The sequence below is a fragment of the Arcticibacterium sp. genome (assembly GCF_055134445.1).
On sequence record NZ_JBSRVI010000050.1, the window covers coordinates 1 to 11,877 of the forward strand.

General features: G+C 37.7%; 7 protein-coding genes. 1 reads left to right on the plus strand and 6 read right to left on the minus strand.

Features of this window, described 5'->3' with window-relative positions:
• The coding region (locus tag ACTBZY_RS07220; protein ID WP_463045682.1) for a tetratricopeptide repeat protein at positions 1 to 1,169 on the minus strand (1,169 nt) is incomplete at its 3' end.
• A 587-nt stretch (positions 1,170 to 1,756) separates the two neighbouring features.
• Here ACTBZY_RS07220 and ACTBZY_RS07225 point away from each other — a divergent pair.
• Positions 1,757 to 3,004, plus strand: a complete 1,248-nt coding sequence (locus ACTBZY_RS07225) for a carboxypeptidase-like regulatory domain-containing protein (protein WP_463045683.1) — start codon at positions 1,757 to 1,759, stop codon at positions 3,002 to 3,004.
• Positions 3,005 to 3,204: 200 nt separating this feature from the next.
• On the opposite strand, the gene ACTBZY_RS07230 is transcribed toward ACTBZY_RS07225, so the two are convergent.
• From ACTBZY_RS07230 to ACTBZY_RS07250, 5 genes are all read right to left on the minus strand, one after another.
• Positions 3,205 to 6,096 (minus strand): M16 family metallopeptidase, encoded by a 2,892-nt coding sequence (locus ACTBZY_RS07230; RefSeq protein WP_463045684.1) that lies wholly within the window; start codon positions 6,094 to 6,096, stop codon positions 3,205 to 3,207.
• Positions 6,097 to 6,156: 60 nt separating this feature from the next.
• Positions 6,157 to 7,014 carry a DUF2911 domain-containing protein gene (locus ACTBZY_RS07235; protein WP_463045685.1) on the minus strand — a complete coding sequence of 286 codons (858 nt, stop codon included), beginning with the start codon at positions 7,012 to 7,014 and terminating at the stop codon, positions 6,157 to 6,159.
• A 152-nt stretch (positions 7,015 to 7,166) separates the two neighbouring features.
• Positions 7,167 to 9,584: a DUF5686 and carboxypeptidase-like regulatory domain-containing protein gene (locus ACTBZY_RS07240; protein ID WP_463045686.1), complete on the minus strand. Its 2,418-nt coding sequence runs from the start codon at positions 9,582 to 9,584 to the stop codon at positions 7,167 to 7,169.
• Positions 9,585 to 9,629: 45 nt separating this feature from the next.
• Positions 9,630 to 10,706: a methyltransferase gene (locus tag ACTBZY_RS07245; RefSeq protein WP_463045687.1), complete on the minus strand. Its 1,077-nt coding sequence runs from the start codon at positions 10,704 to 10,706 to the stop codon at positions 9,630 to 9,632.
• Positions 10,706 to 11,877, minus strand: a 1,172-nt coding sequence (locus ACTBZY_RS07250) for a 1-acyl-sn-glycerol-3-phosphate acyltransferase (protein WP_463045688.1), incomplete at its 5' end; no start/stop codon positions are given. The genes ACTBZY_RS07250 and ACTBZY_RS07245, both read right to left, overlap by 1 nt.

Below are 11,877 nucleotides of genomic sequence, written 5' to 3' on the forward strand. Positions count from 1 at the left end.
ACATCTTTCCATGTGGTTTTTTTTGTGATTTTGGACTTGGCATATTTTAGATATATGTTTTCGGCATTTTTTACCTCTCCAGTAAATAGATAGTAGTGGGCTAGATTGCTCTGCAGTAATAAATTATTGGCATTTTTGCCCAAGCCAATGGTGAGGTATTCTTTTGCTTTTTTGAAGTTTTTGATCAATAAATTGTAATGTCCAATGGCATTATAAATAGTGTCATTTTCTACGCCAAGACTTATTAATTCTTCATATTTTAGGATTAACTTCTTATAGTCTTTTACCGCAGCAAATCCTCTGATTTCTTCCTCTATGGACTTAATGCGGTCATTTTGGGTCATGTTTTCTGTTTCATTATAACAGGCATTTAATTCATTTTTGAGAATCAGCGTTTTCTCGTTTTGGCTAAAAGCGTTGTATGCTTTAGGCGTATATTTTTTAATTATTTTGTCGGTTCTACAGCTGCAGATTAGCTTTGCTGTTTCATTCTTATTCAGGAAAGAATTTAGACATTCGATGCTTAGGTTTTGCTTACTTACTGTGCTCCAAACATCCACATATTCTTCTACCGCTACGATAGCAGACACTTCAATAGTTACAAAAACGCCCTCCAAAGAACTTGGGTTTTTAAAACATAAATACACCGAACCCGATTTTAAATCATCTACCATCACTACGCCATCTTTAGCGTTTTCTCTGCTTCCTTCTTTGTATGTTTTAGGGTCTGAATTGGGCCAAAAGCCTAGAATGTCTTTTTTTATAAATTGATTATGACCTTCTAAATCGGTTAAGTAAATATCCACCACACCAGCACCCGTGGGTTTCAAAACTTGAAAAGCGGCCTTAGCCGTGAGGCCAATGGTGGTACTTTCTATGGCACTGTTTAAAAGTAAATTGGTTAGTTGAAGCCCTAATTTTAGGTTTTTATTCAGCGGATTGGCCTCGCTTTCATTTGGACTGGTAGTGAATGAATAAAACCATTGAACCGTGTTTTTAGGTAAATCTATTTTTATTGAATTCTTTGTTTTGCCACCAATTCTAGTGGCAGAATTCAAATAAAAGCTCTGTTCGTCATGCAGACTAACTACTTTTTTTACGGTTTGGTAGGATTGACCACTCAAATAAAAACTGATAAAACTAAGTACGAAGATTGTTTTTAGTTTCATAAATGCTTGTTGCATGTAGATAGATTGGAACTGATGAGTGTTTGTCTTTAGAACCTGTGGGCTATTAAAACAATTTTATAATAAAGCTCAAAGGTATTGCTTAACGCACAAAACCCGTCATCTATTTCTTAATCTAACGTAACTTCGATATAAGAAAATGGCTTTAAGAGCTTAATATTGGTATTGCCTCCGCTCTTTAAATTATTCTTTAGTTTCGCCACTAATTCAGGATTGGCTTTTGCCACATTTTCGGTTTCTTTTTCATGGTCTTATAAACCTTTCGAGTCTCCCTAGGGGCTCTAAGAAAGCCAACCACAAAAAAAGAGACCACTAAAGTCAGTCTCTATAAAAATAATAAAATTGAACGCTGCACTGTTCTATAAACTTTACCAATTTTCTAGTCTCCCGCAGATAATCCGAGATAACGAAATATTTTAGTCAAAAGGGTTTATATTCAAATGGTTAGTGTAGTATCCCCATAAAAATAGGACCGTTTTAAAAAAAGAAATTAGCCAAATTTAAACGGACATGAATCAGTAAAAAAAACATCTCCTTCGAGTCTTTAAATCCCTTGAATTTCAGCATTATTGTTAAATGATTTTTTAAACCAAAGTGCAGAAACGCATAAAGTGTTGATAGTTAAAAGGATAAGTTGTTTAGTGCTACTCTTGATTTTTGCATTTCAAATAGGTGCAAAAGCACAAAGCAATAACATTTTGATTTTTGGGAGGGTAGTAGATGCTGCGGAAAACCCAATTCCTTTTGCAACAGTATATTTAAATAACACGTCCGTTTTTAGCACGACCGACACTTTGGGCAATTACAAACTTTGGGTACCTGCCTATCTTCAAAAATTAGAATTAGTGGCTAGTTTCGTTGGTTTTAAGCCTGGGAAAGTAACATTAAGTCAAGATGGGAAAAGCAAAAAAGTACTGTTCCGCCTAGAATCTAGAACAGACCTTGCTGAAATAAGGGTTACCGCCAAAATGGACAGATTTTGGAGAAGAAAGTGGCGAATTTTTCAAGATGGACTTTTGGGCGACACACCTTTCGCTAGTAAATGCGAAATCTTAAATCCGGGCGTAATAAAATTAGATTATGACAAAACGCAATCAATCGTAACAGCCTATTCTAGAGAGCCACTTTTGATTGTTAACAAGGCTTTAGGCTATAAACTACAAGTGGACGTCGATTTTTTTGAGTCGGATGGGAAACTTACCTATCAAGCCACCAATAAGTTCTTCGATAGCCTGGAAGTAAATTTGGTAAAAGATTTAAAGAAAATTTATAAAAACCGCCGACGTGCATATGACAATTCATTCCGAAATTTCTTGGTTTCATTAGTTAACGGAACTACTGCCGAAAATGGGTTCATTATATTTCAAATGAATGAAATTCGAAATTATTACTTAGGAAAAGTAAGTTTGGATGATGGCTCGGTTGACGGCTTTTTCCATAAAGCCATAGTTAGAGATTTATTACAGAAAGACAGCCTTACGGATGAATATAAGCTAGTTACTGATTTACCGCTGCTCATTTTCAATAAGAATGTTGCCAATAGAAACTCCCCTTTCAGCGATTATCCGTATGCTTTTTCACAATTAGAAGTTCCAAATAAGTATTTCACATTTAATAAAAATGGATGGTTGCTTAAGCCCAACAATATGCTTTTGCGTAATAATTGGGGCGAGGAAGGTATTTCAAACCTATTACCGGATGACTTTGAAATTATTGAAAAGCCAGATTTTATGTTAAAAACTGAAGTAGAGAAAATAGAGCCCTTCAAAAGATCTGTCAAGAAACCTACATTACCCGATAAGATAATTCTGAAATAAATTGGAAGCGGCTTTTTCACTTACTTTTCCCAGGTATGTATCTAAAATATAGACATTTATAGCTAATTGATTTTATACCCAATCGGGTATACTTTGCCCTTGAGTCTACTAAATTATACCCGTAATGGTATAAAAAAAAGAGACCACCAAATGGCAGTCTCTTTCTCCGATGGCTATCGGGACTAATCATAGCTAAAAGCCTATTCCGCTCCAGAAAGTTTTCCTGCTGGTGCAGTTTGTGCTGGAGCTTCTTCAGAAAATTTCTTTTCAAAATCACCTGCTTTTACTAGCGTAAGTTTTGATGGGTCTATATGCTTTCTGAAGGCATTGTTTACTTGCTCTAGCGTAAGAGCGTTAAGTTTTGCATCAAAATTGGCATCGTAATCCATGGTTCTGTCCAAGTACAGGTAACCGTTTAGTTTTCCGGCTAGTTCATCGTCTTTCGACCTTGATAATTGACGACTTTGTAACAGACCTTCTTTAGCTTTTTGTAATTCATCTGCTGTAAAACCTTCGTTTCTGACTTTGTTGATTTCTTCTTTAATAGCAGCTTCGGCCTTTTCAGAGTTTTCAGGAGCTAAGATGGCGTAAGTCATAAAAGACCCCGTCTCATCTATAGACGAAGCCGAAAACTGAGAACCAACACCATAAGAAATACCTTCTTTTTGACGTAATCTCATGGCCAATCGGCTGTTTAAGAATCCACCGCCTAAAAGATAGTTTCCTACATAAAGAGCAGGATAATCCGGAGAGGCATCTGTCATTTTAAGATTGATACCCGTCAGCATCAGCGAGTTGGCTTTGTCTGGTGTTTCTATTTTAGTGCCACCAGCTGGATTAGGAAGATAATCGTTCGCTATTCTTACAAAGGGCGTCGGGTTTTTCCAAGCACCAAAACGCTTCTCCAATTCTTTTACTATTTGCTCTTGGTCAAAATCTCCTACAATAGAAACTGTAGCATTAGACATTCCGTAAAGTTTGCTATGCAAAGCTTTCATGCCATCAATAGTTACGGCATCTAGCATTTCTAACTGCTCAGGTATAGAAGGTACATAACGTACATCACCTTTAGGGTAAGGACTCATGGTCTTTCTGAAAACCAATTGTGCCAATGGCATAGGCTCGTTTTGCTGCGATTCTAAACCAGTTTTCATTTCTGATTTAAGATTACTAAACTCGGTTTGGTCAAAAGCAGGGTTTTTAAGAACATCTTCTACCAAAGCAAGCACTTCAGATAAATGCTCTTTAGTGGTATTAATGCCCACCGAAATGGTATTGGCTCCACCTCCAATACTCACAGAACTTTCCATGCCATCCAGTTTGTCTTTGATAGCCTGACGGTCAAGGTTTTTAGAACCCCTCATTAGCATAGATGCCGTAAGGTTATCGGTCATGCCTATGCCTGTTAGGCTCTCTTTGGTTCCCGCTCTTATGGTCATGCTGGCAGATACTACATTTCCTCTTGTGCCTTTAGAAAGCAAAGCGTATTTCATGCCGTTGCTTAGCTTACCAATAGTGTTTCTGCTGTCGATATTATCTGTAGTAGCCTCAAAAACCTCCGTTACTTCTTCTACTTCTTTGCCTTTATAGTCTTTTACTAAAGCGGCTACATTTGGTGCTTCAGGTACATTTACTCTGTCTGGTGCTGTAGTCGGAATAAACTGACCTACGGTTCTGTTTGAGCCTTTGAAATACTTTTTAGCAACTCTGTTTACATCTTCAAGCGTTACATTTTCTACCGCATCTCTAAACAGGAAGAAAGTTCTCCAGTCTCCTAGGGCTATAAACTCTGTCAGCATTTTAGAAAAAGCTTCCGAATCTCTTGCTACTTGACCTAAATATTTAGCCGTTTGAGATTTTGCTCTGTCTACATCAGCTTGGGTAAATCCAGTTTCTATGGCCTTGTCAATAGTCTCTAAAAATACTTTTCTAGCTTCTTTAATGTCATTGTCTTTAGGCACTACCGCACCAAAATAACTGTAACCAGGCTCTTTAAGTGACCTAGCATAGCCAAAGACTTGTGAAGCCAATTTAGTGTCTACCATTGCCTTGTACAAAGGGCCCGACGGAGCAGAAGCCAATGCGTCAGAAATAACATCCACCGCCGCATAGTCTGCATGCGTTCCTGGAGGTACGTGATACATAGCACCTAAAAACTGCACATCTCCCATACGGTTAAGGGTAATGTTTCGCTCTGTGTCTTGAGCAGGCTCTTTGGTATACGTGTCGCTCAGTACTCTTGTTGGTCTTGGTATTCCACCAAAATACTCATTGATCATTTTTAATGTAGCTTCAGGATCAATTTTTCCTGCTACTATCAAAATAGCATTGTCTGGCTGATAATATTTTTTATAGAAATCTTGAAGCTTATCAATCGGCACTCGCTCCAAATCTTCACGTGAACCAATGGTAGAGTTTCCGTAATTATGCCAAACATAACCCGCAGAAACTATCCTTTGAGAAAGTACGCTGTTGGGGTTGTTTTCACCCATTTCAAACTCATTTCTCACTACGGTGTATTCCGACTCTAAATCTTCTTTTTTGATGAAAGAATTCACCATTCTATCAGATTCTAAATCCAATGCCCATTTTAGGTTTTCTTCCGTAGCATTGAACGTTTCAAAATAATTGGTACGGTCTACAGATGTAGTTCCGTTAGGTCTTGCACCATGATCAGAGAGTTCCTTCGGAATATCTGTATGTCTAGGAGAACCCTTAAACACCATGTGTTCTAAAAGGTGAGCCATTCCTGTTTCTCCATAACCCTCATGGCGGCTACCCACCATATAAGTAATATTTACGGTAACGGTTTGTTGGGTTTGGTCAGGGAAAAGTAAAACCTTCATGCCGTTGGCCAATGTATATTCGGTAATACCCTCAACAGAAGCTCCTTTTACGGTTGCGGGTAAATCCTTTTTCACCATAGCCACTACGGGCTCCGTGATTTCTGTTTCGGCCATCGCTTTTTCAAGCTTGGTCTTCAGTTTTGATATTTTTTTCTCTTGTTTGCTTTGGGCTTGTAGACCCGAACCACAAAGAATTAGGCAAGCTGAAAGAACAGCTAACCATTTAAATTGTGTTGGTTTTCTCATCGTAAAAGGTTAATAGTTAAAAATCTTTGAAAATTACTAAAGTTATTGCTCAGTTTTAAATCAATGCTGTTTTTCTAGTTTTTTATTCCATGCTATAATTGAAAGCTCTTTATCCTCCTTGGAATAGGTGCTTCTGTTTTTAATGAAGTCCAATGCCTTGTGAATTTGTGTTCTAGCTTCTTCTTTTCTGCCCAGCTTCGTTAAAATATCCTGTTTTACGCTATAGGCATATTCTGTTTCCTCGCGGTCGAATCCAAGATTTACCAATTTCAAGGCCGTTTCAAGGGGCATGTTATAGGTAGTCATAAAGGAACTAGCTCCTATATATCTATCAGCAATGGTTTCTTTTTCCGTTAAAAGGGAGTCGTTTACATATTTCATGACGTCCTCGTTGGTAGTCGTTTCAATAGAAAATGCGACCAAAGTGTTTTCCCAGGCTATAGATAATATGGCGTCGTTTGGAATAATATCAAAGCTAAAGGTTAATGATTCCTGATAATTTTCAAGTTTCCTAACGGGAGAGCTCACTTTCAAAACGTCAAGTTCTTTATTGTAATCGTATGCTCCGTACAGGGTGGTGTCCTTATTTAGGATAAGCTCCCAGCTATGTTCATTTGGGATGGTAAAGAGGGCATAATTACCAGCTTTTACAGTTTGGTCCTCTATTCTGATGTCTTTGCTAAAAGAGATGGTGGTAGCATAGGCGGCTCCAGTTCTCCATAGTTTGCCGTAAGGAATAAGCTCACCAAAAATCTTTCTGCCTCTAGCCGCTGGTCTGTCGTATTTTAGTACAATTTCTGTATGACCCACCTCCTGAATAAGCATCGTATGTGGGCTTAAATTAGGATAGTATCCTTGTGCTTGGGTAACCACGGTAGCAGCACAAAGGAACAAACTGATGAAGATGGCTTTTGTCATTTTTTGAGAATTAGGATAAAGTTAAGTATTCTGTCGTTCCTCAAGACGTAAAAAATGTTAAACGGATGCTTTTTGATTTAAAGATGCACTTATAGAAGTGGCTGTAGAAAATGTGTACTAGACTTTGCTGAAAAAGTTGCCTTTTGCACTCATTAAAATAGGGCTAATGAAATAGTAGGTCTTATGGCAAATCTAGAGGTGCCTATAAAATCTTTGGAGTAGTTATAAGCGGTTTTAGCTCCTAAACCATAATAAACGCCGAAAAACTTAAATCTGACAAGGTTATATAAGTACAGATTGGCTTCAAAATTCCCATTAGAAAAGTCTTTTAAATTCATTTCGGAGTTTTGAATGTCTGAACTTAAATTACTCCAAGCATACCTATGACCAATGGCTATTTCTGGTTGCGACCATTTGGTTTTTAGTCTGAAAATGTTTTTCCCAAAACTGTGAATCCAGTTTAAACTAACAGATTGATTGTAGGCATATTCGGTTAGATTTCCTGCTTGAAAATCGCTGCTGGTACCGCCAAATAGCTGACGTTGGCTGCCAAGATTATTGAATAAATAAGTATAAGGGATTTTACCACTGGCATATCCCAAAGAGAGTATAAAGATATCTGTACCCATCTTTTCCCATCTAAACTGCTGCGTGATGCCCAAATCTGTCTTTATGAAGGATTGATTACTATTTCGGTCAAAGGATTGTTGACCGTTTAGGTTAATGACAGGGTAGTTTCTGTTTCCTAAAGTTTCAAAGAGTCCCTGTCTTACATAGCTTTCTCTGGGTGCAAACCTTAGCATAAAGCCATAAGTTCTAAACTCGGTTTTATCGCCAAAGCTATCACCTATTTCATAGTTTAAAGCCTGTTTATCATCGTTTTCGGCATAAAACCTTATCCAAGTCCACCTGATAGGTCTGGTATAAATGGCTATGCCCGTTTTGCGATATTCGTCTACTAAATATCCTCTTCTATTAAAGTAAATAAACCTAGAAGACGGCGTGATGTAATTATGTCCAAGATAGGTTAATTGCCCAGGAGGGCCAATGTCCTTTAAATCATAAACCGTGATTTTATTATATCGGTCTTTGGTCATATGAAAAGATGCGGAGGTTCTGTACTTCCATTTTTCATCACCAAAACCGTAACCAGCACTAGCTCTTATCCCAAACCTGGGATTTTTAGTAAGGTTGTTTTGGAAGCCTAAACCAGCTCTGATTTTCTCATGATAGTTTATCCCAAACTGGTCAAAGGTGAGCATGAACGGACCGGTAGGCGTTATCAATTTATAGGGCCATTCTGCCACTTCAAGGGCTTTTTTTAGCTTTGGCTTTTCGTCAAAATCCCATTTAGCGTAGGTCAGTTTTTCTTTTTCAGAAAGCTCCCTAGGTCTCATCTCCTCAAAATCCTTCTTGCTGATTTCATGTGCTCTGTTATCTATTTGTCTGGTTACACCATCAAAATAGACTTCATTACGAGGAATAGTGTCAGAAATACTTGAGAAAATATTGGAAAAATCTATCCTAAGCATTCCCGTTCTTCCTTTGTCTTCATACGGATAATCCAATTTGATTTCTCGTAATGTAGGATACCATTTAGTACCTGCTTTGGTATAATTTTGGGTTATTTTAAAGCTGAGAGCTTGTAAAGTATCTGCGGGCTCCGCTTCTAAATAAGTAAGGGCGTAGCCGTCTGAGTTTATTTTCAATATACCTTTTAAAGCATCTATGGATTTCCCTTGATAGGGTTCAAACGCAATTAAAAAAGTACTGTCTGTTTCGTTGATTAAAGTGTCTTTCAGTTGGAAATCGTACTGATTAAAAACGCCCGGTTTTATAGGGTTAATATAGTTTCTTTCCTTTAATGGCCTGTTTCCTGTAGATGAACTAAAGCTTGGTCTGAATCTAAAATACGGGTCGTAAAATCCTAATGGGTTTAAGTTATTTATAAAAACCAAGTTGACAGGAAACATCTTGGGTAAATTTGAAATGGTATGTAAAACTACCTCTTTTTGCTGCCCATTTTTAAAATAGAAATTACCGACATTTTCCAACATCAGTAAATTCAAATAACCTTTTTTTGCGGTGCTATCATTATGGTTTTCTTTCTCTTTAGTACGCTCAATGTCAGTAAAGTGTATCTTGGTTTTGGTGTAAAATTCTGCTTTGTATTCGGGGTACTTTAAGGGGTTGTTTTCGTCGGAATTTTTATGAACTTTTCTTAATAAAGCCCACGCTGGATTTTCGCCAGGTCTTACCACAAACTCGTCCAAAGCGGTGGTATTGAGTATCATTAATACCTCCACTGGGCTTTCTAAATCTTCAATTCTGAAAACACGTGTTTGGTAGCCTATGCTCGAAAACCGTAGCTGTTTTTTTCCACTCTCTCGTGTGCTAATGCTAAAGCGGCCTAAACTATCCGTAGCGGTGCCAATAGTAGTGCCGGGAATAGTCACATTGACATACGCTATCGGCATATTACTGGCAATATCTATCACCGTTCCGCTAAGATAATCTTGGGATAAGGCAACGTGTGAAAACAGAATAAGTATAAAAAAGAATTGCCTCATATGATAAAGGTACTAAGGCAGAACAAAGTATTGCCGAAAATTGTTTTAGAAAGTCAGTCGTTTTTTACACTTTAAAAGTGTTTGACAAATGCCGATATTGTCAATCTCTTCTACAACTTCTAAATTTGCTTGTTTGATATATTTCAAAAACACCTCAGACTCGTACATTTGGCTGTTTCCGTTGGCCACTGCCGTAAAATATAAGGAAGTCTGCTGAAGTGAAAATGCACTGGCGGCAAACTTCTGTTTATCCCAAAAAGGCTCCATAATAAATACGTGCCCATCATCTTCTAATGCATCATGGCAGCGTTTTAAAATAGAAACAATCTCTTTATCAGAGAAACAATCCAAAAATTGGCTCATCCAGATGGCGTCATGCCCTTTAGGTAAAGCGTTATTTGGGTCTAAAAGGTTGGTTGGGAAGAAAGAAATCCTGTCAGAAAGACCATGAGTTTCAATATTCTTTTTAGCCATATCCACTTGACCCGGCAGATCCACTATGGTTACATTGACATCTGGGTTGTAATTTCCACAACTGATGGCCCATTTTCCGGTATTGCCACCAATGTCCATGAGTTTTTTTGGAGCGTTTTTAAAAACTATCGCTAGAGCTTTAGAAAAGGCATCGTCAGAATAAAAATGGTCAAAGGCAAACCAGCTGTTCGCAATTTTTTCTGGTAGTTCAGATAAACCCTCGTAAACGGTGTTCCAATTCCCTAAAACCTTTAAGCCTTCAGGCTTTCCCTGGTCTAGTGATTCTTCCAAATGAAAGAGTGCTTGATAGCAAACATCATGAGAGAAATCCATATTGACCCTAGTCAGCATATCGTTTTGTAAAAAATGGCCGGTTTTGGTCAATTTATATTTCCCATCGTTTCTGGTTACTAAACCTATTCCTAAGCCAGATTCCAATAATACCCTTACGGTATATTCTGGCAGAGCCAGTTGCAGGCAAATATCTTCTAAACTTATGCCTGTTTTGTGGTTTGCTTGTACCAAACCAAGGATTCCCTTATCTCTTAAAAGTCGGCTGGCCTGAAAGACCATCGGTGCAAACGCAATCCACTGGGCGTATTCTATTGATTCTAAGGCGGTTTTATTGTCTTCCTTAAAGAAATCCATTAATTGTTTTTTATTCGGTTTATTAAAGGGTTGGCGTATATCGCCAAAAAGATACTTTTCAAAGAATTATAATCTCCTTCCAAAGGACTTAGTTTTTCTTTGGCGTAAGTTTCAAACGCCGCTTTTTCTTCCTGATTATATTGGTTGGTGTAGCTGTCTGAACCTAAAAGTAGATCATAAGCTATGTAATGAACAGGCCACAGTTTATAGTTATTATAAACCTGACGGTCTATTTTATGAACCAGTTGCTTTATTTTATCATTCTCTTTTATGTTTCCAAAATCTAAATCATCCCTCCTGATTTCCTTACCAAAAGCCATGTGTATTCTTCCTTTGGGTTCTCTCACGCCAGAAACAATACTTTGGAAGTCTTCGTCTGGAGCTTTCACATATTTGGCATGCAGCGAAGACAGATAAGTTTCTTGCACCTTGAGTGCTATACAAGGTTCATATTCATAAGAAATGGTTAAAGGTACTATTTTTAGCTGAGCTATTTTTTCTTCAAAATCTCCTTTACCACTAATAGATAGCATTTTAAGAAGCCCCGTCTGTGTTAAATCATCGCCATCTTTTGTCCTTCCTGATCTTTGAGCAATCCAAACCGAAACTTGTTTTTGTGTGATGGTATTTCTAATGTAGGCAGAGAGTCGCTGAGAAATTTCGTACAGTTCCCTAGCCGTACCTTCTCTTTCTACGGTAAACATCCTATTGAGTTTGCCCAGCTCGGTAATAAATCCTTTTTTCATTAGATTATTGCCAAAGGTTATTTCGGTCGTAGAAAAACCATTTTCAACCAATATGGTCTGGAGAATAGCAGAATCCAGTAATATATCTCTGTGATTAGCTATAAATAAATAAGCTTGATCTGGGTCTAAATTTTCAAGACCTGAGTAGGTCAAGCCATCTGACGATCTTTCCGTAATGGTTCTGATTGCCGAGTGCATAAAAACCTTCTGAAAGGCCTCTATTGTCTTTATCGCCTTTCCCTTTTCTAATTGTTCTTCAAGAGGAACATCTGGCCATAAATAGGAGGTAATCAGGGGGAACAAAGGATCTTCCAATACATTGGGTAATACTTCAGAAACATCCTTATCGGTATAAGGGCTCATTTCTATTAGTTTGATATCCATTTGTTGATGATATAGGGTCAGATTAATTCTCAAGCTAACAT

What these genes read in the sequence shown, in the direction of transcription:
- ACTBZY_RS07230 (WP_463045684.1), bottom strand. Translation starts at nt 6,096, where the DNA reads ATGAGAAAACCAACACAATTTAAATGGTTAGCTGTTCTTTCAGCTTGC.
- ACTBZY_RS07235 (WP_463045685.1), bottom strand. Translation starts at nt 7,014, where the DNA reads ATGACAAAAGCCATCTTCATCAGTTTGTTCCTTTGTGCTGCTACCGTG.
- ACTBZY_RS07240 (WP_463045686.1), bottom strand. Translation starts at nt 9,584, where the DNA reads ATGAGGCAATTCTTTTTTATACTTATTCTGTTTTCACACGTTGCCTTA.
- ACTBZY_RS07245 (WP_463045687.1), bottom strand. Translation starts at nt 10,706, where the DNA reads ATGGATTTCTTTAAGGAAGACAATAAAACCGCCTTAGAATCAATAGAA.